The organism is Zoogloea sp. (genome assembly GCF_041914405.1).
Taxonomy (GTDB): Bacteria; Pseudomonadota; Gammaproteobacteria; order Burkholderiales; family Rhodocyclaceae; genus Zoogloea.
On the sequence record NZ_JAYSDK010000009.1, the window covers coordinates 41,016 to 62,073 of the forward strand.

Below are 21,058 nucleotides of genomic sequence, written 5' to 3' on the forward strand. Positions count from 1 at the left end.
CAGTCAAGGCGCTCCGCGATGGAAGCGCCCAGCTGGCATATCGCAACATTCGTTACATTTGAGCAACGCTGTGGACAAGGTCCGGCCCTAGGCTAGCTGACATAACGATACCGATACGGAGACCCCGCCATGAGCCCCTTGCCCATCCTGGCGACGATCATCACCCTCATTCTCGCCGCGCGGCTGGCCCGCCGCTTGATCGAGACGCAGCGGAGCCTCATTCCAGCCCGCGCCCGCCGCACCCTCCCGACGAAACGCTGATCCGCCACGCTGCGGGAGGTCCCATGAGCGAATACATCCTGGAAACCAGTGGTCTGACCAAGGAGTTCAAGGGCTTCACGGCCGTTTCCAATGTGGATCTGAAAGTCCGACGCGGCCACATCCACGCGCTGATCGGGCCTAACGGTGCCGGCAAGACCACCGTCTTCAACCTGCTCACCAAGTTCCTGCCACCGACCCGCGGCACAATCCACTTCGACGGGCAGGACATCACCCGCGAGGCCCCGGCTGCCACCGCCCGTCGCGGGCTGGTGCGCTCCTTCCAGATCTCGGCAACCTTCCCGCACCTGACGGTGATGGAAAACGTACGCATCGGCCTGCAGAAGAAGCTCGGCACCGAATTCCATTTCTGGCGTTCGAAGAAGAGCCTCGACGTGCTCAACAGCCGCGCAATGGAACTGCTGGAATCGGTGGATCTGGCCGGCTTCGCCGACACCGTCACGGCGGAAATGCCCTATGGCCGCAAGCGCGCACTGGAGATCGCCACGACGCTGGCGCTGGAGCCGACGATGATGCTTCTCGACGAACCGACCCAGGGCATGGGCCACGAGGACATCGCCCGGGTCGTCGCACTGATCCGCAAGGTTTCCACCGACCGCACGATCCTGATGGTCGAGCACAACCTGTCGGTAGTCGCCAACCTGTGCGACCGCATCACCGTGCTGCAGCGTGGCAGCATCCTCGCCGAAGGCCCCTACGAGGAGGTCTCCAAGAACCCGCAGGTGCTCGAAGCCTACGTGGGCTCGGCCGACATGCACGACGCCCACCACTGACCGGAAGCCCGCCCCATGACCAGCGCCTTCGACCCGAAGCCCGAGATGCTGCGCATCCGCGACCTGCACGCGTTCTACGGCGAATCCCACATCCTGCACGGCATCGACCTGCATGTCGGGCGCGGCGAGTGCGTCACGCTGCTCGGCCGGAACGGCGCCGGCCGGTCGACCACCCTCAAGTCCATCCTCGGTCTGGTGGGCCGGCGCAGCGGCTCGATCATGGTGAACGGCAAGGAAGTCATCGCCGAACCAACCCACCGCATGGCCCGCTACGGGATCGGCTACGTACCCGAGGAACGCGCCATCTTCGCGTCCCTTTCCACCGAAGAGAACCTGCTGCTACCGCCCCAGGTGGCCAGCGGTGGCATGTCGGTGGACGAACTGTACGCGATGTTCCCCAACCTGCTCGAACGCCGCAACAGCCCCGGCACCAAGCTGTCCGGCGGCGAGCAGCAGATGCTCGCGATGGCCCGCGTGCTACGCACCGGCGCCAAGCTGCTGCTGCTCGACGAGATCACCGAAGGGCTGGCGCCGGTCATCGTCAAGAAACTCGGCGAGGTCATCAACGAGCTCAAGGCACGCGGCTTCACGATCATCCTGGTGGAGCAGAACTTCCGCTTCGCCGCGCCGCTGGCCGACCGCCACTACGTGCTGGAGCACGGCGAAATCCTCGCCACGATCAGCAAGGAAGAACTGCCCGGCCGCATGGACTGGCTGCACCAGACCCTGGGCGTCTGAACCCCCAACACACGATAAGCAGAAGGAGTGAGAGACATGAGCATGAAGAAGACGATGAGCCTGGCCTGTGCCGCCGCCCTCGCCACCCTGTCCGTCGGCGCTCACGCTCAGATTTCCGGCGGGGTGGTGAAGATCGGTGTACTCACCGACCTGTCCGGCACCTATTCCGACCTGGCCGGTTCCGGTGCGGTGCTGGCCACCAAGATGGCCGTCGAGGACTTCATCGCCAAGGAAAAACCGAACTTCAAGATCGAGGTGGTCACCGCCGACCACCAGAACAAGGCCGACATCGCCTCCAACAAAGCCCGCGAATGGTTCGAGCGTGAAGGCGTGGATACCGCCACCGAGCTGGTCACCACCTCCACCGCGCTGGCGGTGATGAAGGTCGCCAAGGAGAAGGACCGTATCGCGATCATGAACGGCCCCGGCTCAACACCGATCACCAACGAGCAGTGCAACGACGTGTCGGTGCATTACACCTACGATACCTACGCCCTCGCCAACGGCACCGCCAAGGCGGTGACCAAGCAGGGCGGCAAGAGCTGGTTCTTCATCACCGCCGACTACGCCTTCGGCCAGGCGCTTGAGAAGGATGCCTCGGCGGTGGTCACCGCCAATGGCGGCAAGGTGCTCGGCTCGGTCCGCCACCCCTTCCCCGGCTCGGACTTCTCATCCTATCTGCTCAAGGCGCAGGCCTCCGGTGCCCAGGTCATCGGCCTTGCCAATGCCGGGGCCGATACCACCAACTCCATCAAGCAGGCCGCAGAGTTCAGCATCACGCCGACCCAGTCCCTGGCGGGCCTGCTGATGTTCATCACCGACGTCCACGCACTGGGCCTCAAGTCCACCCAGGGCATGTACCTGACAGAAGGTTTCTACTGGGATCTCAATGACGAAACCCGCGCCTGGTCGAAGCGCTTCTTCAGCGTACAGAAGAAGATGCCGACGATGGTCCAGGCCGGCCAGTACTCATCGATCTACCACTACTTGAAGGCGGTCAAGGCAGCCGGCACCGACGACACCAAGAAGGTCATGGCCCAGATGAAGAAGACGCCGATCAATGACTTTTTCGCCAAGAACGGCCAGATCCGCGAAGACGGCCGCATGGTGCATGACATGTACCTGATGCAGGTGAAGAAACCGTCCGAATCCAAGTACCCGTGGGACTACTACAACGTGCGCCAGGTGATTCCGGCAGCGGAGGCCTTCCAGCCGCTGTCCCTGTCACGCTGCGCGCTGGTCAAGAAGTAATCGCGCCGGCCCTGTGGGAGGATCCCGTGGGAGCGAATGAATTCGCCCCCACGGGGACCGCTTCCCCAAACCTTGTCTGGTAGCCCAACGCGATACCAGGACTGGAGTGCCCAATGGAAATCTTCGGCGTCCCGACGGCCCTGCTCGGCAGCCAGCTGCTGGTCGGGCTGATCAACGGATCCTTCTATGCGGTCCTCAGCCTCGGGCTGGCGATCATCTTCGGCCTGCTCAACATCATCAACTTCGCCCACGGCGCGCAGTACATGATGGGCGCCTTTATCGCCTGGCTGGCCCTGACGAAGTTCGAGGTCAACTACTGGGTCGCGCTGATCGCTGCGCCGCTGCTGGTCGGCCTGCTCGGCGTGATCCTCGAGCGAACCATGCTGCGCAAGCTCTACAAGCTGGACCACCTCTACGGCCTACTGCTCACCTTCGGGCTGGCGCTGATCATCGAAGGCATCTTCCGCGACCAGTTCGGCATCTCCGGTGAATCCTACGAGGTGCCGGAAGCCCTCTCCGGCGGCATCCATCTGGGTTTCATGTTCCTGCCGCTGTATCGCGCGTGGGTCGTCGTCGCGTCGCTGACGGTGTGCTTCGGCACCTGGTTCATGATCGAGAAGACCCGCCTTGGCGCCTACCTTCGCGCCGGCACCGAGAACCCGCAGATCGTCCAGGCGCTGGGCATCAACGTGCCGCTGCTGATCACCTTCACCTACGGCTACGGCGTGGCCTTGGCGGCCTTCGCCGGCGTGCTCGCCGCGCCGGTGTTCCAGGTCAATCCGTTGATGGGCTCCAACCTGATCATCGTGGTCTTCGCGGTGGTGGTGATCGGCGGCATGGGCTCCATCCTCGGATCCATCGTCACCGGCATCGGGCTGGGCCTCATCGAGGGCCTGACCAAGGTCTTTTACCCCGAAGCTTCCGCCGTCGTCGTCTTCGTCATCATGGTCATCGTCCTGCTAGTGCGGCCTGCGGGCCTGTTCGGCAAGGCCTGATCCACGGAAACCAGGAGTCAGCGTGAACTCTCCCGCTCAGCCCAGCGCGCTGGTCAAGACCGAGGTCTTGTACACCGGCCTCTTCATCGTCGGCCTGCTCGCCCCCTTCGCGGTGTACCCGACCTTCTTGATGAAGCTGTTCTGCTTCGCGCTGTTCGCCAGCGCCTTCAACCTGTTGCTCGGTTTCGCCGGCCTGCTGTCCTTCGGCCATGCGGCCTTTCTCGGTACGGCCGGCTATGTGTGCGGCCTGCTGGTGCGCGATTCGGGCGTCTCACCCGAGGTGGGCATCCTGGCCGGCACCGCCAGCGCCGGCCTACTCGGCTGGTTGTTCGGCATTCTGGCGATCCGCCGTACCGGCATCTACTTCGCGATGATCACCCTGGCCCTCGCGCAGATGGTGTACTTCCTGGTCCTGCAGGTGCCGGCCACCGGCGGCGAGGACGGCCTGCAGGGCGTGCCCCGCGGCCACCTGTTCGGCGTCATAGACCTGTCGGACAACATCGCCATGTACTACCTGGTGTATGCAGTGTTCAGCCTGGGCTTCTTCATCATCTACCGGACGATCCACTCGCCCTTCGGGCAGATCCTCAAGGCCATCCGTGAGAACGAGCCGCGGGCAGTCTCCCTCGGCTACGACGTGGCCAGATTCAAGCTGCTGGCCTTCGTGATCTCGGCCTCCCTGGCAGGCCTCGCCGGAGCGACCAAGACCCTGGTCTTCCAGCTCGCCTCCCTGTCGGATGTGCACTGGCACACCTCTGGCGAAGTGGTTCTAATGACCTTGCTCGGTGGCCTCGGCACCATCCTCGGCCCGGCGGTCGGCTCAGCGACAATCGTCAGCCTGCAGAACGAGCTGGCAGACAAGGTCGGCTCCTGGGTGACGGTGATCATGGGGGCGATCTTTGTCGTCTGCGTGCTGGCCTTCCGGCGCGGCATCGTCGGCGAGATCCAGGCGCTTATTCAGCGCGCCGGCATCCGCTGAGGCTGCTCACCGGCCGGATTGACGGATTGACGGCAGAACGGTCAGGCGGCCAGGGCGGCCGCCTTTTTTGCGCTCGGTGGTGTCAGTCGCCGCCGGCCCCCGCTCCCGCCGAGCGGCTGCCGCCGTCCGCGCAGGATCATACCCGGAAGCGCGACACCGTCTGCTGCAGCTGGCTGGCGAGGCTTTCCATGTCCTGGGCCGCGCGGGCCGTGGACTCGACGGCCTCGTTGTTGTCCCGCGCCATCGCGGCAATCGACTCGATGCTCTCCGCCACAGCGGCGCTGGCCGAGCGTTGTTGCTCGGTCGCCTCCGCGATCTCGTCGAGGCCATGCCCGACCGCCACCACCGACTCGTTGCCGGCGGTGATCGCGCTGGATACCGTAGCTACCGCCTCACGACTGGATGCCAAATGCTCCAGCCCCTGCTGGATGGATTCACGCACCGCCACCGACTGCTTGCTGAGACGCGACGTGACCGCATCAATCTCGCCGGCGGAGCGGGCGGACTTCTCGGCCAGCTTGCGCACCTCATCAGCCACCACAGCGAAGCCCCGCCCCTGCTCGCCGGCCCGCGCGGCCTCAATGGCGGCATTGAGGGCCAGCAAGTTCGTCTGCTCGGCGATGTCGCGCACTTCCTGAGTCATCGTGGTGATCGCGGTGGTGGACTCGACGAACTGTTCCACCGACGACGCCATCTCCCGCACCGCGCTCTCCGCATGGCTGACTTCGGTCACCAGGGAGTCGAGGGTCCGGCTGCCTTCCTCCGCCTGCTTCAGGCTCTCCTGGGAGCGCTGGTGCACCCGCTCGGCGCTCGCTGCCACATTGGCGATGTTCTCCGCCATGTGCTCCACCGACGCAGCGGCATTCATCGACTGCTCGTTCTGACGGCGTGAGCCGTCCGCCACTTGCTTGGCGCTGGCGGACAGCTGATGGGCCGAACTGGTCACCCGCGCAGCCGATTCGGACACATGCCGCACCAGTTGGGCGATCGTTCCGAGCATCTCGTTGAAGGTGGACGCGGTCTTGCCGATCTCGTCCTGGCCCGCCACCGCCAAGCGACGGGTCAGGTCTCCCTCACCCTTGGCGATCTCGGCAAGGCTGTTGTTCATCTCGGTGAGGGGATTCACGACGAAACGCCGGATGAAGAACATCACGAAGGCGATCAGCGGCAGGGAGACCACCAGCGCACTGACGATGCTCTTCCACAAGAAGGTGTCCACCGCCTCATTGACGCGATCGAGGGAGATCTTCATGCTCACCAGGCCCAGCGGCGTGCCCGGCGCCACCTGATGACAGGCCGTACAGTTCTTGCCCAGGTAGTTGGTAGACGCCAGCGCCGGCTTGACGACCCGCAGGTATTCACCGCTCCCGTTGCCGTGCTCGACCCGAACCATGGCCTTTCCGCTGCTCAAGGCCTGCTTTTCATCGTCGTCGAGGGCCGGCATCTTGCGGTTGCCGGGGCCGAACTGCTTACTGACCGCATCGGCACGAATCACTTCGAGATCGCGGATCACCGACAGCTGCTTGATCTGGTCGAGAAAGACCTCCCGCTGCCCCACGGTGCCGGTGATCATCATGCCGGTCAGGCCGGCCATGGTCATTTCGTGGATGCTGTGGGCGAAATCTTCCGCCTGCGCGATCGCAATATCCCGATTAACGCGGGACTCCCACGCGATCATTCCCCCCCATGCGATCACCAGCATCAGCCAGATCGCCCCCGTCAGACGTAACCAGATCGGCGTATCCGATAGCTTGCGCATGCTTACCACCCCAGATTAATGCCGGATCTTTGATATCCGGTCGATTGTTGTCTATGAGAGGTATACGGCAAAGGCTCCGCGGGCTTTAAGCCTCGCGGCAAATCAGCGAGGGGCTTTGGGCGCTGCGGGGCGGGTATTGAGACGCTGGGTTGCGCCGTTCCAGTCGGCTCGCGCGATCAGCGGCCAGGCCGACAGGGCACGATCGATGGATTCGTCGATGAGGGCCGACTCTTCGCGCCGGGGCGGCTTGAGGACGAAATTGACGACTTCGTTGCGGTCGCCAGGATGGCCGATGCCGATCCGCAGGCGCCAGAAGTCCTGGGTACCCAGGTGGGCAGTGATGTCCTTCAGGCCATTGTGGCCACCCAGGCCGCCGCCAAACTTGACGCGCAACTGGCCGGGAGGAATATCGAGTTCGTCATGCACCACCAGTATCTCGGCGGGTGCAATGCGATAGAAACGCGCCAACGCAGCCACCGACTGGCCGGAGCGGTTCATGAAGGTCTGCGGCATCAGCAACCACACGCCTTCGTTTCGGGCGTTGGCAGCCAGGCCATGGAAGCGGGCTTCCTTGCTGAAGCTGGTGCCAAGCTCTCGAGCCAGGCGCTCACAAAACCAAAACCCGGCGTTATGCCGGGTTTCAGCGTATTCCGCACCGGGGTTGCCGAGGCCGACGACGAGCTTCGGTGCAAGCTGGCTCATGCGTTAACGACCTCGCAATCCCGGAGAGAATCAGGCAGCCGGAGTTTCGGCAGCCTCGTCGGAACCACCGCGGACGGCCAGGATGGTCGCCACGACGGGGTCTTCACCATGGGTCAGCGCCTTGACGCCGGCCGGCAGGACGAGGTTGGAGACGTGCAGGGAGTGGCCGGAAGCCAGATCCTTCAGGTCAACCTGGATGAACTCGGGCAGGTCACCCGGCAGGCACTCGAGTTCGACTTCGGTCAGCACGTGGGACACGATGCCACCGTCGAGCTTCACGCCCGGGGCGATTTCGGCGTTCACGAAGTGCAGGGGCACCTTGACGTGGATCTTGTGGGTGGCGTCAACGCGCTGGAAGTCCAGGTGCAGGACTTGCTGCTTGTACGGGTGCCACTGGGTGTCCTTCAGGATCACGGCCTGGGCAGCGCCGTCGAGCACCAGGCTCAGCACGGAGGAGTGGAAGGCTTCGTTGCGCAGAGCGTGGTAGATCTCGTTGTGATCGACTTCGATCTGCTGGGGAGCGGCGGAGCCACCGAACACGATGGCGGGCACGCTGCCGGCACGACGCAGGCGGCGGCTCGCACTCGAACCCTGCTGAACGCGCGACTTGGCATTGAATTGAATGGTCATTAGTACTACTCCAGTAAAAAGCCTGTCCGCGACCAGACAGGCTGAAAAAAGCCGGCGGGCTTACACCCACCGGCTCAAAACTTGGCGATTTACTCGGTGAAGAGCGAACTGACCGACTCTTCGTTGCTGATCCGCAGGATCGTGTCTGCCAGCAGGTCGGCGATGGACACCGAACCGATCTTGCCGCAGGCCTTGGCCTCATCGGACAGCGGGATGGTGTCGGTGACGATCAGTTCATCGAGATCGGACTCGTTGATGCGGCTGATCGCCGGGCCGGACAGCACCGCGTGGGTACAGTAGGCCAGCACGCGCTTTGCGCCGTTTTCCTTGAGGGCCTGCGCGGCCTTGCAGAGGGTACCAGCGGTATCGACGATGTCGTCCATGATCACGCAGGTACGGCCTTCGACCTCACCAATGATGTTCATCACCTCGGAGACATTGGCCTTCGGACGACGCTTGTCGATGATCGCCAGATCGCACTCGAGGCGCTTGGCAAAGGCCCGGGCGCGAACAACGCCACCAACGTCCGGCGACACAACCATCAGGTCGTCGTACTTCTGCTTTTCCAGGTAATCCAGCAACACCGGGGTTGCGTAGATGTTATCCACCGGAATGTCGAAGAAGCCCTGGATCTGGTCGGCGTGAAGATCGACGGTCAGAACGCGCTGGACACCGGCCGCCTGCAGCATGTTGGCCACCACCTTGGCGGTGATGGGCACGCGGGCGGAGCGCGGACGGCGATCCTGACGAGCGTAACCAAAATAGGGAATGGCTGCGGTGATCCGGCCGGCAGACGCGCGCTTCAGCGCGTCGACCATGATCAGCAGTTCCATGATGTTGTCGTTGGTGGGAACGCAGGTCGGCTGGAGGACGAAGATGTCCTTACCACGCACGTTCTCCAGCAGTTCGACATTGACTTCGCCGTCGGAGAAACGCCCTACAGTGGCGGAACCCAGAGACTTGCCCAAGCGGCGCACCACATCTGCGGCCAGTTTGGGGTTGGCGTTGCCGGTGAAAACCATCAGGCTGCCCGAAGCCATGATCACCTCTCGTTACTGCGATGTAGAACAGCTTAAAACAAAACGGGCAGGTTTTTGGCCTGCCCGCATAATTTGGCTGGGGAAGAAGGATTCGAACCTTCGAATGCCGGAATCAAAATCCGGTGCCTTGACCAACTTGGCGACTCCCCAAGAAATCGTTTTCGCTACTTACACAACCCAGCTCTGCAGGGGGTGTCTGTCGAGCCCTTCGGCTACCCAGACCTTCAAGCCCTGCGGGGCTTTGGCTAGAACCTGATCCGCTACCTCCTTCGAATCGAAGGGGGCGAAGATACAAGCCCCTGAACCGCTCATTCTTGCTGCCCCATACTGCGACAACCAGCTTAGCGCTTCAGCCACTTCCGGAAACTTCCTGCATGCTGTTGCCTGCATGTCGTTTCGCGTTGTGTGCGTTGCGAAGGCCTGCATTATTAGGATTTCGCTATCGCGTGTCAACAGGGGATCAGAAAAAATTTCTGAAGTTGGCACGAAAACGCTCGGGGCCACCATTACGTACCAGGCCGGCGGCACACTCAAGGGCCTCAATTCCTCCCCGACGCCCTCGGCAAAGGCGGTCTCGCCGAAGATGAAGAAAGGCACGTCGGCGCCCAGCTTGAGACCGATTTCCTGCAAGCGCTGACGGGACAAACCGCAGCCCCAGATCCGGTTCAGCGCAATCAGCACGGAAGCCGCATCCGAACTCCCGCCACCGAGGCCCCCCCCCATCGGGATCTGCTTGCTGACGCCGATCTCGGCACCGAAGGTGGAGCCCGTCGCGGCCTGCAGAGCCCGTGCAGCCCGCACCACCAGGTCGGACTCCGGCGGCACGCCGGGAATGTCAGTCGTGCGCACGATGACGCCATCGTCACGGCGGCGCAGGGTGATCTCGTCGCCCCAGTCCAGCATGCGGAACGCCGTCTGCAACAGGTGGTAGCCGTCCGGGCGGCGCCCGACGATATGCAGGAACAGATTGATCTTTGCCGGCGCAGCCACGCGAATGGTGGCAGCCGGATCGAATTGGGCAGTCGTCACTTCAGGGATTCCAGGTATCGATGATCAGGCGCAGCCGGGTTTCACCCCGATGGATGTCGATCTTGCGCGGCAGGTCGCTCGGGCTGTCGCCCGTGTATTCGAGGTACTCAATGGTCCACCCCTGGTCCACCACGCGTAGCGGACGGCCGAAGCCGTCACGCTCGCGGACGTCGGCCCCGCCCGGCAGTCGGGCACTCACCCAGCGGGGCAACTGGGCGAACGGCGCGTGCACGTCGAACAAGTGCTCGGCCAGCTCTGCCGCCGATAGCGCTTCGATGCGCCGACCGTCGGCGAGGGTCATGCGTGCCCCGTCGGGATCGGACTGGATGCGCGCCAGCCCCTGTCCGAGGGGGCCGGAAAACAGCCATTCGTCCCCCTCCTCCGCATGCATCCATTCGACGCCGACAGCCGCAGTCTTGTCTCCATCCTTCACCTGCAGGCGGCCGTCGATCTCGAAACGAGACAGCAGGGGCGCGGGTTCGATCGATGGCATGGAAAGCGCTGGCGGTACCGGCTGCGACGCACAACCACCAAGCAGCAGCGTCAGCAGACTCAAGACGAAGACCCGCTTCACGGCTTGAACTTCTTGATCACGTCGGCCAACACGGTGTTGTCCGGATTGGCCTTGGCCGCCTCGCGCCAAGTCTTGGCCGCCTCATCCCGTCGCCCAAGCATCCACAGCACTTCGCCCAGGTGAGCAGCGATCTCGGGGTCGGGACGCAGCTCAAATGCCTTCTGCAACTGCTCCAGCGCACCCTTCAGGTCGCCCTTGCGGTACAGGGCCCAACCGAGGCTGTCGATGATGAAAGGGTCGCCAGGCAGCAGGCTTAGGGCCTTGCGGATCAGCTTCTCGGCTTCGTCGAGGCGCAGCTTGCGATCGACGAGGGAATAGCCGAGGGCGTTGTAGGCGTGGGCCTGGTCGGGCTTGAGGGCGATGACCTTGCGCAGGCGCCCCTCCATCGCCTCCACGCGCCCGAGGCGCTCGGCAACCAGCGCGGACTCGTACAGCAGTTCGGTATTCTCGGGGTCGCTGCGCAGCGCCTCGTCGAGCACCGCAAAGGCATCCTCCGCGCGGTTCGCATCACGCAACAGCTGCGCCTCGGCGAGCACGTACTGGAGCTTGTCCTGGGGCGTATCACGGGCTGCCGCCTGCAAATGCTGGCGCCCTTCCGCCAGCTTGCCGCGGGTTGCCAGCACCTGCGCGAAGCGCAGCTGGGCGCCCACGAACTGCGGGCCCGGCGCCACGGCCTTGTACCAGTCGAGGGCGTCGTCGTAGCGTTTGCTTTCCTCGGCGATCTGGCCGAGGTACATGCGGATAGTGTCCGGCTCGCTGAAGCCGAGGCTCAGCAGATGACGGAAGTGGGCATCCGCGGTGGTCCGGTCGCCCTGCTGCATGGCCAGGAGGCCCGCAGCATGGAGCACATCACGGTCATCCGGCGCACGCTTGAGCAGGGTTTCGAACTCCTCGCGGGCCTCCCCGTACGCCCGGCTGGCCACCAGCATGCGGGCCAGCATGATGCGGGCCTCGCGGGATTCAGGATTGGAGCCTACATAAGCACGCAGGGTCTGCACCCCGGTCCCTGGAGAGGCCTCCTGCTGGAACTGGGCTTTCAGAATGACGGCCTGCTCCCAGTCCGGCCGGATGGCCAACGCGCCATCCAGGGCCTGGGCTGCCGCCACCGCATCGCCGGCGACGAAGGCCGCATTGGCCCGGGCAAAATGCGCCTCGGCCCGGTCTAGGTAAGGTTCAGTCAACTCGACCACCAGGCGCCGGATGAGCACCTTGTCGGGAATCCTGGCCAGCCCGCGGTTGAGAGCCATCAGCGCGGCGCCGATGTTCGCCCCCTGCTGGGCCAGCGCCCGGGCGAGCTGGTCGCGCAGCTCCTCGATACGGGCCTCGTTGGCCAATGCGCCGCTGGCCAGCTGCTGGGCTTGCAGGGAACCCGGATCAAGCTCCAGCCAGAGGCGCGAGGCCTCGGTGGCCAGCTCGGCCTGGCGCGATACGACAGCGACCTCGGCAGCCCGCCGGGCGATCCGCGGATCCTTCGTGCGCCGCGCCAGATCGAGGTAGGAGCGCGCTGACATGGCCAGATGGCCACGCGCGCCGGCGATTTCCGCCAGCATCAGCTGATACAGGATCTGCGGCGTCAATTGCTGCGCCGGATAGCGTGTGGCGACATCCGCCGGCAGCTCCTCCGCCGCCGGCTCCTGGGCCCGCGCCGCCGTCGCCAGCCCCCCCGTGATCAACAGAACGGCCAGCAGGCGGACCGGGTGCGCGAGGCGAATGAAAGGCTTCATCGAAGGGCTCTGACAAGGTGTTGGGAGAAGGCCGCAGCCGCCATGCCGGGCAGACGGCTATTGCATCGGCGGCCCCCGGACACCGGTTGGATCGCGCTATTACAATAGGGTTCGGGGCTCGCCGGATGTTAGGCGCTTTCCCCTTCCCCAAGCAAGCCAAGCCCACGCCACCCCCCATGCCAGAACTACCCGAAGTCGAGACCACCCGCCGGGGCATCGCCCCCGAACTTGCAGGCGCCACGGTCAGCGCCGTGATAATCCGCAACGGCCGCCTGCGCCACCCCATCCCAGCCGATCTTGGCGAGATCCTGTCAGGCCAGCCGCTGCTGGCCGTCGAGCGTCGCGCCAAGTACCTGCTCTTCCGCTTTGCCACGGGCAGCCTGCTGGTGCACCTGGGCATGTCGGGAAGCCTGCGCATCGTGCCCGCCGGACATCCGCCCGAGAAGCACGACCACCTGGACATCGTCTTCGGTGGCCGGGCACTACGCCTGCGCGACCCGCGCCGCTTCGGCCTGGTACTGTGGCAACCCGGCGACGGCGCGCATCCGCTGCTCGCCGGGCTCGGCATCGAGCCCCTCGGCGACAGCTTTGACGGCGCCTGGCTTCACCGGGCGAGCCGTGAGCGCAGGACGCCGGTCAAGCTGTTCCTGATGGACGCCGCCCACGTAGTCGGCATCGGCAACATCTACGCCTCAGAGAGCCTGTTCCGCGCCGGCATTGATCCGACCACGCCGGTCGGCGAGCTCGGTCCGCGCCGCTGCGCGCGCCTCGCTGCATGCGTCCGCGAAACTCTTCAGGACGCCCTCGCCGCCGGCGGCAGCACCTTGCGGGATTTCGTCGGCAGCAACGGCGCGCCCGGCTACTTTCAGCAGCAGTATTTCGTCTATGGCCGCGACGGCGAAGCCTGCCGCAAGTGCGCCACACCGATCCGCAAACGCATCATGGGACAGCGCGCCACCTTCTATTGCCCACACTGCCAGCATTGAAAGCAGTTCCTGCCGACAGCGTTCACGTTTATGCTTGGGATATTCGACGTACGTGCCGATGAAGCGGCGCCCAGCAAGGAATCAAGCCCGTGAAAGACGCCCACATGCTTGCAGATCACTTCTCCGCCTACACCCAGTGGCGCGGCGACGTTGCCGCCGGGATCGAGGAGTTGCGCAAATGGCTGCACCTCAACGAAATCGGTGATGCCCAATCCGACCTGCGCCTACAGTACCTGCTGGACCGCTTGCGCGAGGACAAGCTGATCGTCGCCTTCGTGGCCGAGTTCTCCCGTGGCAAGTCCGAGCTGATCAACGCGGTGTTCTTCGCCGGCTATGGCAACCGCATCCTGCCGTCGAGCGCCGGGCGCACCACCATGTGCCCGACCGAACTGCAGTGGAAGCAAGGCGACAGGCCGGAGATCCGCCTGCTGCCGATCGAGAGCCGCAAGACCAACGCCAGCATCACCGAACTCAAGCGCTACCCGGAGGAATGGCAGATCCGGGCCCTCGACACCAGCTCGGCCGAAAGCCTCCAGCAGGCCCTCGCCCAGGTCGGCGAAACCCGCCTGGTCAGCCGCAGTGAGGCCGACGATCTGGGCTTCCCGGTAGATGACAGCGGTGATGCCGGCCTGCGCCCCGATGCTGACGGCACGATCGAGATTCCGCGCTGGCGGCACGCCATCATCCAGTTTCCGCACCCGCTACTCGAACAGGGGCTGGTCATCCTGGACACGCCGGGCCTCAACGCCATCGGCGCCGAGCCGGAACTGACCCTCAACCTGCTGCCCAACGCCCACGCGGTGCTGTTCATCCTGGCCGCCGACACCGGCGTCACCCAGAGCGACCTGGCCGTCTGGCGCGAGCACGTCAACGCCGGCCGCCGCCAACGCGGCCGCCTGGTGGCCCTCAACAAGATCGACGGCCTGTGGGATGGCCTGCGCAGTGAAGCCGACATCGAGCGGGAGATCAGCGGCCAGGTGGCCAGCGTCGCCGACACGCTGGAAATCGACCCGAGCCAGGTCTATCCGGTTTCCGCACAGAAAGGCCTCGTCGCCAAGGTCAATAACGACGAGGACCTGCTCGCCCGGAGCCGCATCGTCGAGCTCGAGGAAGCCCTGTCCACCGAGTTGCTGCCGACCAAGCGCGACATCGTCCGCGACAACACCTACGGTGACGTGAACGACATCGTCAGCCGCAGCCGCGAGCTCCTCAATGCGCGCCTCACCGGCCTGCGCGAGCAGTTGCAGGAACTCACCGACCTGCGCGGCAAGAACCAGAACGTCATCGAATACATGATGCGCAAAGTGCGCTCCGAGAAGGACGAGTTCGAACAGGGCCTGCAGAAGTACTACGCGGTGCGCAGCGTCTTCTCCAACCTGTCCAACAACCTGTTCGGCCACCTGGGCCTCGACGCCCTGCGCGATGAAACCCGCCGCACCCGCGAGGCGATGCTCGACGCAGCCTTCTCCCGCGGCCTGCGCGAAGCCATGAAGGGCTTCTTCGAGCACCTGCGCGGCAACCTCCGGAAATCCACCGACGAAATCGGCGAGATCTCCAAGATGCTCGACGCCATGTACAAGCGCTTCACCGTCGAGCACGGCCTCAAGCTGGCCGCCCCGACCGCCTTCTCGACGCTGCGCTACGAGAAGGAGATCGAACGCCTGGAAGAAGCCTTCAACAGCCAGTTCAACACGGTGCTGACCATCGTCACCACCGAGAAGCACACCCTGACGCAGAAGTTCTTCGAAACCGTCGCCGTGCAGGCACGGCGCACCTTCGAAGTCGCCAACCGGGATGCCGAACAATGGCTGCGCGCGGTGATGGCGCCGCTGGAAACCCAGGTGCGCGAGTATCAGTTGCAGCTCAAGCGCCGCCTGGAAAGCGTCAAGCGCATCCACCAGGCCACCGATACCCTGGAAGACCGGGTCGGCGAACTGCAACAGGCGGAGGAACTGCTGGTCCAGCAACTCCGCCAGCTCAACGCCCTGTCCGGACGGATCGAGCAAGCCCTCGGCATGCCGGCCGACACCGGCACCACAGCCGCGCTGGCAGCCTGAACAGCGGGGAGACTCTCCCAAAAAACAACAAGGCCGGACGCTCCGACAGGAGCGTCCGGCCTTGCTTTTTGAGGGCTGGAGCCGGGGCTTACTTCTCGGCGGTCAGCTTATGGAACTTCTCCATCAGATCTTCCTTGCTCTCCGGGAACTCCGGATTGAAGGGGATGCAGTCCACCGGACAGACCTGCTGGCACTGGGGTTCATCGAAGTGGCCGACGCACTCGGTACACTTATTGGGGTCGATCACGTAGATCTCTTCACCCTGGGAAATGGCACCATTCGGGCATTCCGGCTCGCAGACGTCGCAGTTGATGCACTCGTCGGTAATCATCAAAGCCATTTTGCTTTACTTCCTTCGTTACTAACTGTTGATCTTCAAACGCAGCCGCTCGAGCACGCCGGGCTGCACAAACTTGCTCACATCACCGCCAAGGCGTGCGATCTCGCGCACCATCGTCGCCGACACGAACATGAACTCGTCGGAGGGGGTCAGAAAAACCGTTTCCACGTCCGGATAGAGCTTGCGGTTCATGCCGGCCATCTGAAACTCGTACTCGAAATCCGACACCGCACGCAAGCCACGAAGGATGACGCGCGCACCGTTCTGATGGAGGAACTCCATCAGCAGGCACGAGAAGCCCTTCACCTCTACGTTCGGGTAAGCCGCCAGCACTTCCTTGGCGATCTCGACCCGCTCCTCGACGGTAAAGATCGGCCCCTTGCCACCACTGGTTGCAACGCCAACGATGACCCGCTCGAACAGGCGCGATGCACGTCGCACCAGATCCTCGTGTCCCCGCGTAAAGGGGTCGAAAGTCCCCGGATATACCGCGATGCCGTCCCTCATCCTGCCGCCCTTCCCTAAAACCACGCGGCCGTCAGGCGCAGGCGGCGAAGAGGTGGTAATACACCTGTCCGGCCGTTCCGTGCTTGATTCGCGTCAATCCGTCGATATTCTCAATCCCGTGCTCCGCTTCCACGTAGGCCAGCCCGTCCTTGCTCAGCAGGCCGGGCAGCAGTGGTGCGATCCGTTCAATCCAGCCCGCCCGGTATGGCGGATCGAGAAACACCACATCGAAGGGCTGAGGCGCGGAGCGCGCGAATTTTAGCGCATCGCCCCGCACAAGCTGTACACGTGTTGCCTGGAGGGTTTTCGCGTTGTCGCGCAACGCCGCGAAAGCCACCGCATCCTGCTCGACCATCGTCACACTCTCCGCGCCGCGGGATGCCGCCTCGAAGCCCAGCGCACCGCTGCCGGCGAACAGATCCAGGCAGCGCCGGCCGTCCAGTTCCTGCCCCAGCCAGTTGAACAGGGTTTCACGTACCCGATCCGGCGTCGGACGCAGGCCCTTCACCGTGCTGACATCGATCAGGCGCGAACGCCATTCCCCACCGATGATTCGGACGCGGCTCAAGGCTTAGCCCCCGTCTTGACCGGCGCGGTCTTGTCACCATCGCCACCGACCACCACCGTCACCAGATGGTCCGGCGACACATGGCGCTTGAAGGCCTCACGGATCTGGGCGACGGTCACCGCGCGGACCTTGTCCCGGTAGGTATCCAGATAATCCAGCGGCAGACCGAAGCCACCGATGACCGCCACCTGCTCCAGCATCTTGCGGTTGGAATCGAGGCGCAGCGCGAAGCCGTTAATCAGGTTGTCCTTCGCCGCCTGCAGTTCCGCCTCCGTCGGCCCCTTGGCAAGGAACTCGGCGAGGGTCGCCGAAACCACCTTCAGCGCATCATCGGCCTGGCTACCCTTGGTCTGCAGGCCGATTTCGAAGGGTCCCACGTCGCGCTGGGGCATGAAATAGCTATAGACACTATAGGCGTAACCGCGCTTTTCGCGCACTTCCTTGGTCAGCCGCGAGACGAAGCCGCCACCACCGAGGATGTAGTTGCCCACCACCAGCGGAAAGAAGTCCGGATCGCCGCGGCGGATACCAGGCTGGCCGATGGAGATGTGGGCCTGGGCCGACGGATTCGGCACGCGGATCGTCTGGCCATGTGGCAGTGCAGAGCTGGCCGTCGCGACCGGTGCCTCTCCCGCCGGCAGCCCCCCCGTCAGGCGGCTGGCGATGGCTTCGGCCTCGGCCCGCGACACGTCACCGACGATGCTCACCACGGCCCGCGCGGCGGTGTAGTTGCGCTTGTAGAAATCCACCAGATCTTCACGGGTAATCGACGACACCGTTTCGACACTCGGCAGACGGCCGTAGGGATGGTCGGGGAACACAGCGGCGGCAAAGCGGCGGGCCAAGATCGCGTCGGCCTGGGTATCGGCCTCCTTCAGGCCGGCAATGCTGCGGGCCTTTTCCCGCTCTACCGCGGCTGCCGGGAAGGTCGGCTGCTGGATCAGCGTAGCCAGCAGGTCGATTGCGCCCTTGCGCTCCTCCGGATTGCTGAGGGTCCGCAGGGACAGGGACGCCCGGTCCATGTCGGCATCGCCGCCGAGCTGCACGCCCAGGTCGGCGACGCGGTTGGCGATGGCCTCCTCGTCGAGGTTGCCTGCGCCGGCATCGAGCAGGCCGCGGGTCAACCCGGCGATGCCGGCCTTGCCGGCCGGCACCTCGGCGCCACCGGCGCGGAAATCCACCTGCACATCGACGATGGGCAGGGCATGGCTTTCGACGAAGAACACCTTGGCCCCGCCGGCGACAGTCCAGGTCTGGATGTTGAGGCCGGCGTGGGCCGACAGGGTCGCCAGGGTCAGCGCCAGCGCCGCCCCGAGACGTTGATAACGGGAAATCATCGGAAAATCACCTCGGAAGCGGGAGCGCTCAGTGTTGATGCGGCGCGCCGGCCTTGGCGCGGGCCTGGGGATCGACCGGCAACGGGTCGAGCTCTGCAACGGTCAGGGTTTCGTCACGGAAGTACTTCTTGGCCACAGCCTGCACCTGGGCCGCGGTGACCCCACGGATGCGCTGCAGCATCAGGTCGTCGTCCTTCCACGACAGGCCGACCATCTCGTCCATGCCGATCTCCATCGCCTGGCCCATCAGCGAGTCGCGCTTGAAGACCTGACCGGCCACCGCCTGGACCTTCACGCGGCGCAGCTCCTCGTCCGACACGCCTTCGTTCTGGATGCGGTTGATCTCGGCGCGCAGCGCGGCCTCAACGTCAGCAATCGTCTTGCCGGCGGCCGGTGCCCCGTCGAGGATGAACAGGGATTCGCCGCGGGCCGAGCCGTCGTAGCCGGCGCCAGCGGTCACCGCCACGCGGCTGCCGCGCACGATGTTCTTAGCCAGGCGGGCGCCCTCGTAGCCGTCGAGCACGGCGGCCAGCACCTGCAGCGCGTAGTAATCGTCATCCCCCTTCACGTTGCGCAAGGTCGGCGCGCGCCAGGCCAGCGCCACGTAGGGCAGTTCGGCCGGAGCCTTCACTACGGTTCGCCGCGGCCCGGTCTGCTCGGGTTCGACGAGCGGCTTGCGCGGCGGCAGCGGACGACTCTTCACCTGGCCATAAGTGCGCTCCGCCTCCTTGAAGACCGCCTTGTGATCCACGTCGCCAACCACCACCAGCGTCGCGTTGTTGGGCACATACCAGCGCTGGTACCACTCGCGGGCATCGCGGGCAGTCATGTTGTCCAGATCGCTCATCCACCCGATGATCGGCCGGCGATAGGGGTGGGCCTGGAAGGCGGTCGCCATCAACTGCTCGATGACCAGCGAGCGCGGCTTGTCATCAGTGCGCAGGCGGCGCTCTTCCTTGACGACCTCGATCTCCTTGCTGAAACCAGCCTCTGTCACCTGCAGGTTGGCCATGCGGTCGGCTTCCAACGTCATCATGCGGCCCAGCGCCTCCTTCGGCACCTGCTGGAAATATGCCGTGTAATCGTGGCTAGTGAAGGCATTGTCGCGGCCCCCGGCTGCGGCGACGAGCTTGTTGAACTCGCCGGGCCCGACCTTTCTGGTGCCCTTGAACATCATGTGCTCGAGCAGATGGGCTACGCCCGAGGTGCCATCCACCTCGTCCATTGCGCCCACCTTGTACCAAACCATATGCACCACCGACGGCGCCCGCTTGTCCTCCTTGACGATCAACTTCATTCCATTCGGAAGCACGGCCTCGTAAGGATTGGCCCAGGCCGGTGCGGCCAGCGCCGCGGCAAGGGCGACAGCGGACGAGGCGATCCGCAAACTGCGTTTCATCATAGGCTGTTGAAGCATCTGGTAAAATTGAGGAACAATGGCCGCGGGCCGGCGTGTGGCGCGGCATCATAGCGGCATTCCGGCGACCCGGCCAACCGGGCATGACGGGCCTTTTCGCCCCGTGGTCCGGTCCGATCGACCCACCTTCAGACTCAGCACCCCATGTTTGGTTTCCTCAAGAAAGCCCTCAAGCCCGGCGACGCTCCGGCTCCGGCTCCCGAAGCGCCGGCCGCCGTGCCCCAAGCGGACATCCCTGCCGCGCCCGCCCCGCAGGCTCCGGTGCAGCAGGCCCCGACCCCGGCCTCCGTCGCGGCAACCCCGGCGCCCGAGCCCGAAAAGAAGCGCTCGTGGATGGACCGCCTGCGCGCCGGCCTGTCCCGCACCCGCGAGCAGATCGGCGGCGGCCTCGGCAACCTGACCAGCCTGTTCTCCCGCCGCAAGATCGACGAGGAACTCCTCGAAGAACTCGAAACCACGCTCCTGATGGCCGACTGCGGCGTCGAGGCCACCCAGCACCTGCTGAAGGAACTGCGGCTGCGCTGGAAGCGCGACAAGCTGGAAACCGCCGACCAGCTGCAGGGGGCGCTGGCTGAGGGGCTGCTGTCCATCCTCGCCCCCCTCGAACAGCCCCTCGAGATCAGCGGCCACAAGCCCTACATCATCATGATCGCGGGCGTGAACGGCTCCGGTAAAACCACCTCCATCGGCAAGCTGGCCAAGCATTTCCAGAACCAGGGCAAGAGCGTGCTGCTCGCCGCCGGCGACACCTTCCGCGCCGCCGCCCGCGAACAGCTGATGACCTGGGGCGAACGCAACGGCGTGGCCGTCATCGCCCAGGAATCCGGCGACCCGGCCGCCGTGGTCTTCGATGCGATCAACGCCGCCCGCGCCCGCAACATCGACATCGTGCTGGCCGACACCGCCGGCCGCCTGCCCACCCAGCTGCACCTGATGGAAGAAATCGCCAAGGTCCGCCGGGTCGTCCAGAAAGCCGAGCCCTCCGGCCCCCACGAAGTGCTGCTGGTGCTGGATGCCAACATCGGGCAGAACGCGCTGCAGCAGGTCAAGGCCTTCGACGCCGCCATCGGTGTCACCGGCCTGGTCCTCACCAAGCTCGACGGCACCGCCAAGGGCGGCGTGGTGGCCGCCATCGCCCGCCAGAGCCCGAAGCCGCTGCGCTTCATCGGCGTCGGCGAGCAGATCGACGACCTCCAGACCTTCCGCGCCAAGGAGTTCGTGGACGCCCTGTTCACGCCGGTCGGCGGCGCCCCCGAGCAGGCCGACTGACCCAGCCTGTCGCACGTCATATGCGGCGTGCACTGCCCCGCGTTGTCGCCTATTCTTCCGGAATGACGGGGCGCGCCTGACGCACGGCGATCCGCGCTCCGCGT

The 21,058-nt window shown here is 64.8% G+C and carries 21 protein-coding genes and 1 tRNA gene; 9 read left to right on the plus strand and 13 right to left on the minus strand.

Annotated features, from left to right (window positions below):
* Window positions 1-129 precede the first annotated feature (129 nt).
* The 6 genes from ACE3RX_RS07495 (at window position 130) to ACE3RX_RS07520 (ending at window position 5,015) form a co-directional block, all read left to right on the plus strand.
* Window positions 130-261 (plus strand): hypothetical protein, encoded by a 132-nt coding sequence (locus tag ACE3RX_RS07495; protein ID WP_374481920.1) that lies wholly within the window; start codon window positions 130-132, stop codon window positions 259-261.
* Window positions 262-284: 23 nt separating this feature from the next.
* A complete protein-coding gene (locus tag ACE3RX_RS07500) occupies window positions 285-1,052 on the plus strand; it encodes an ABC transporter ATP-binding protein (protein ID WP_374481922.1) in 768 nt (255 codons plus the stop codon).
* Between the two features lie 15 nt (window positions 1,053-1,067).
* Window positions 1,068-1,790, plus strand: a complete 723-nt coding sequence (locus ACE3RX_RS07505) for an ABC transporter ATP-binding protein (RefSeq protein WP_374481924.1) — start codon at window positions 1,068-1,070, stop codon at window positions 1,788-1,790.
* 36 nt (window positions 1,791-1,826) lie between these two features.
* The gene (locus ACE3RX_RS07510; RefSeq protein ID WP_374481926.1) at window positions 1,827-3,041 is read left to right on the plus strand and encodes an ABC transporter substrate-binding protein; all 1,215 of its coding nucleotides are present in this window, start codon (window positions 1,827-1,829) and stop codon (window positions 3,039-3,041) included.
* A 113-nt stretch (window positions 3,042-3,154) separates the two neighbouring features.
* Window positions 3,155-4,036 carry a branched-chain amino acid ABC transporter permease gene (locus ACE3RX_RS07515; protein WP_374481928.1) on the plus strand — a complete coding sequence of 294 codons (882 nt, stop codon included), beginning with the start codon at window positions 3,155-3,157 and terminating at the stop codon, window positions 4,034-4,036.
* Window positions 4,037-4,058: 22 nt separating this feature from the next.
* On the plus strand, window positions 4,059-5,015 hold the full coding sequence (locus tag ACE3RX_RS07520) for a branched-chain amino acid ABC transporter permease (protein ID WP_374481930.1): 957 nt from the start codon (window positions 4,059-4,061) through the stop codon (window positions 5,013-5,015).
* Window positions 5,016-5,151: 136 nt separating this feature from the next.
* Here ACE3RX_RS07520 and ACE3RX_RS07525 read toward each other — a convergent pair whose 3' ends face one another.
* The 8 genes from ACE3RX_RS07525 to ACE3RX_RS07560 form a co-directional block, all read right to left on the minus strand.
* The gene (locus ACE3RX_RS07525) at window positions 5,152-6,774 is read right to left on the minus strand and encodes a methyl-accepting chemotaxis protein (protein ID WP_374481932.1); all 1,623 of its coding nucleotides are present in this window, start codon (window positions 6,772-6,774) and stop codon (window positions 5,152-5,154) included.
* Between the two features lie 102 nt (window positions 6,775-6,876).
* Window positions 6,877-7,476, minus strand: a complete 600-nt coding sequence (pth, locus tag ACE3RX_RS07530; protein WP_374481934.1) for an aminoacyl-tRNA hydrolase — start codon at window positions 7,474-7,476, stop codon at window positions 6,877-6,879.
* A gap of 30 nt (window positions 7,477-7,506) precedes the next feature.
* A complete protein-coding gene (locus ACE3RX_RS07535) occupies window positions 7,507-8,106 on the minus strand; it encodes a 50S ribosomal protein L25/general stress protein Ctc (protein WP_374481936.1) in 600 nt (199 codons plus the stop codon).
* An 89-nt stretch (window positions 8,107-8,195) separates the two neighbouring features.
* Entirely contained in the window at window positions 8,196-9,146 is a 951-nt protein-coding gene (locus tag ACE3RX_RS07540; protein WP_374481938.1) for a ribose-phosphate pyrophosphokinase, read from the minus strand.
* Between the two features lie 73 nt (window positions 9,147-9,219).
* A tRNA-Gln gene (locus ACE3RX_RS07545) sits at window positions 9,220-9,296 on the minus strand.
* Window positions 9,297-9,314: 18 nt separating this feature from the next.
* Window positions 9,315-10,175 (minus strand): 4-(cytidine 5'-diphospho)-2-C-methyl-D-erythritol kinase, encoded by an 861-nt coding sequence (ispE, locus tag ACE3RX_RS07550; protein ID WP_374481940.1) that lies wholly within the window; start codon window positions 10,173-10,175, stop codon window positions 9,315-9,317.
* 1 nt (window position 10,176) lies between these two features.
* Window positions 10,177-10,749, minus strand: a complete 573-nt coding sequence (locus tag ACE3RX_RS07555) for an outer membrane lipoprotein LolB (RefSeq protein WP_374481942.1) — start codon at window positions 10,747-10,749, stop codon at window positions 10,177-10,179.
* Entirely contained in the window at window positions 10,746-12,473 is a 1,728-nt protein-coding gene (locus tag ACE3RX_RS07560; RefSeq protein WP_374481944.1) for a tetratricopeptide repeat protein, read from the minus strand. The genes ACE3RX_RS07555 and ACE3RX_RS07560 overlap by 4 nt, the downstream gene beginning before the upstream one ends.
* 176 nt (window positions 12,474-12,649) lie before the next feature.
* On the opposite strand from ACE3RX_RS07560, the gene mutM reads away from it, so the two are divergent.
* Both mutM and ACE3RX_RS07570 read left to right on the plus strand, forming a co-directional pair.
* Window positions 12,650-13,459, plus strand: a complete 810-nt coding sequence (gene mutM, locus ACE3RX_RS07565; protein WP_374481946.1) for a bifunctional DNA-formamidopyrimidine glycosylase/DNA-(apurinic or apyrimidinic site) lyase — start codon at window positions 12,650-12,652, stop codon at window positions 13,457-13,459.
* A gap of 104 nt (window positions 13,460-13,563) precedes the next feature.
* Complete coding sequence (locus ACE3RX_RS07570; protein WP_374482102.1) at window positions 13,564-15,516, plus strand: dynamin family protein; 1,953 nt, start codon at window positions 13,564-13,566, stop codon at window positions 15,514-15,516.
* Window positions 15,517-15,604: 88 nt separating this feature from the next.
* Here ACE3RX_RS07570 and ACE3RX_RS07575 read toward each other — a convergent pair whose 3' ends face one another.
* Genes ACE3RX_RS07575 through ACE3RX_RS07595 form a run of 5 tightly spaced genes read right to left on the minus strand, consistent with a single transcriptional unit; the run spans window position 15,605 to window position 19,667 of the window.
* Window positions 15,605-15,856 carry a YfhL family 4Fe-4S dicluster ferredoxin gene (locus ACE3RX_RS07575; RefSeq protein WP_374481948.1) on the minus strand — a complete coding sequence of 84 codons (252 nt, stop codon included), beginning with the start codon at window positions 15,854-15,856 and terminating at the stop codon, window positions 15,605-15,607.
* Window positions 15,857-15,877: 21 nt separating this feature from the next.
* Complete coding sequence (coaD, locus tag ACE3RX_RS07580; RefSeq protein ID WP_374481950.1) at window positions 15,878-16,363, minus strand: pantetheine-phosphate adenylyltransferase; 486 nt, start codon at window positions 16,361-16,363, stop codon at window positions 15,878-15,880.
* A 31-nt stretch (window positions 16,364-16,394) separates the two neighbouring features.
* Window positions 16,395-16,931 (minus strand): 16S rRNA (guanine(966)-N(2))-methyltransferase RsmD, encoded by a 537-nt coding sequence (gene rsmD, locus ACE3RX_RS07585; protein WP_374481952.1) that lies wholly within the window; start codon window positions 16,929-16,931, stop codon window positions 16,395-16,397.
* Window positions 16,928-18,268, minus strand: a complete 1,341-nt coding sequence (locus ACE3RX_RS07590; protein WP_374481954.1) for a M16 family metallopeptidase — start codon at window positions 18,266-18,268, stop codon at window positions 16,928-16,930. The genes rsmD and ACE3RX_RS07590 overlap by 4 nt, the downstream gene beginning before the upstream one ends.
* A 28-nt stretch (window positions 18,269-18,296) precedes the next feature.
* Window positions 18,297-19,667, minus strand: a complete 1,371-nt coding sequence (locus tag ACE3RX_RS07595) for a M16 family metallopeptidase (RefSeq protein WP_374481956.1) — start codon at window positions 19,665-19,667, stop codon at window positions 18,297-18,299.
* 162 nt (window positions 19,668-19,829) lie between these two features.
* Between ACE3RX_RS07595 and ftsY the strand changes: the two genes are divergently transcribed.
* Window positions 19,830-20,954: a signal recognition particle-docking protein FtsY gene (gene ftsY, locus ACE3RX_RS07600; RefSeq protein ID WP_374481958.1), complete on the plus strand. Its 1,125-nt coding sequence runs from the start codon at window positions 19,830-19,832 to the stop codon at window positions 20,952-20,954.
* Window positions 20,955-21,058 lie beyond the last annotated feature (104 nt).

Excerpts from the sequence above, each read along its gene's own strand:
- mutM (WP_374481946.1), top strand. The coding sequence starts at position 12,650 with ATGCCAGAACTACCCGAAGTCGAGACCACCCGCCGGGGCATCGCCCCC.
- pth (WP_374481934.1), bottom strand. The coding sequence starts at position 7,476 with ATGAGCCAGCTTGCACCGAAGCTCGTCGTCGGCCTCGGCAACCCCGGT.
- ftsY (WP_374481958.1), top strand. The coding sequence starts at position 19,830 with ATGTTTGGTTTCCTCAAGAAAGCCCTCAAGCCCGGCGACGCTCCGGCT.
- ACE3RX_RS07590 (WP_374481954.1), bottom strand. The coding sequence starts at position 18,268 with ATGATTTCCCGTTATCAACGTCTCGGGGCGGCGCTGGCGCTGACCCTG.
- ACE3RX_RS07500 (WP_374481922.1), top strand. The coding sequence starts at position 285 with ATGAGCGAATACATCCTGGAAACCAGTGGTCTGACCAAGGAGTTCAAG.
- ACE3RX_RS07575 (WP_374481948.1), bottom strand. The coding sequence starts at position 15,856 with ATGGCTTTGATGATTACCGACGAGTGCATCAACTGCGACGTCTGCGAG.
- ACE3RX_RS07495 (WP_374481920.1), top strand. The coding sequence starts at position 130 with ATGAGCCCCTTGCCCATCCTGGCGACGATCATCACCCTCATTCTCGCC.
- coaD (WP_374481950.1), bottom strand. The coding sequence starts at position 16,363 with ATGAGGGACGGCATCGCGGTATATCCGGGGACTTTCGACCCCTTTACG.
- ACE3RX_RS07525 (WP_374481932.1), bottom strand. The coding sequence starts at position 6,774 with ATGCGCAAGCTATCGGATACGCCGATCTGGTTACGTCTGACGGGGGCG.
- ACE3RX_RS07570 (WP_374482102.1), top strand. The coding sequence starts at position 13,564 with ATGCTTGCAGATCACTTCTCCGCCTACACCCAGTGGCGCGGCGACGTT.
- ACE3RX_RS07510 (WP_374481926.1), top strand. The coding sequence starts at position 1,827 with ATGAGCATGAAGAAGACGATGAGCCTGGCCTGTGCCGCCGCCCTCGCC.
- ACE3RX_RS07595 (WP_374481956.1), bottom strand. The coding sequence starts at position 19,667 with ATGAAACGCAGTTTGCGGATCGCCTCGTCCGCTGTCGCCCTTGCCGCG.
- ACE3RX_RS07540 (WP_374481938.1), bottom strand. The coding sequence starts at position 9,146 with ATGGCTTCGGGCAGCCTGATGGTTTTCACCGGCAACGCCAACCCCAAA.
- ACE3RX_RS07515 (WP_374481928.1), top strand. The coding sequence starts at position 3,155 with ATGGAAATCTTCGGCGTCCCGACGGCCCTGCTCGGCAGCCAGCTGCTG.
- ACE3RX_RS07560 (WP_374481944.1), bottom strand. The coding sequence starts at position 12,473 with ATGAAGCCTTTCATTCGCCTCGCGCACCCGGTCCGCCTGCTGGCCGTT.
- ACE3RX_RS07505 (WP_374481924.1), top strand. The coding sequence starts at position 1,068 with ATGACCAGCGCCTTCGACCCGAAGCCCGAGATGCTGCGCATCCGCGAC.
- ACE3RX_RS07535 (WP_374481936.1), bottom strand. The coding sequence starts at position 8,106 with ATGACCATTCAATTCAATGCCAAGTCGCGCGTTCAGCAGGGTTCGAGT.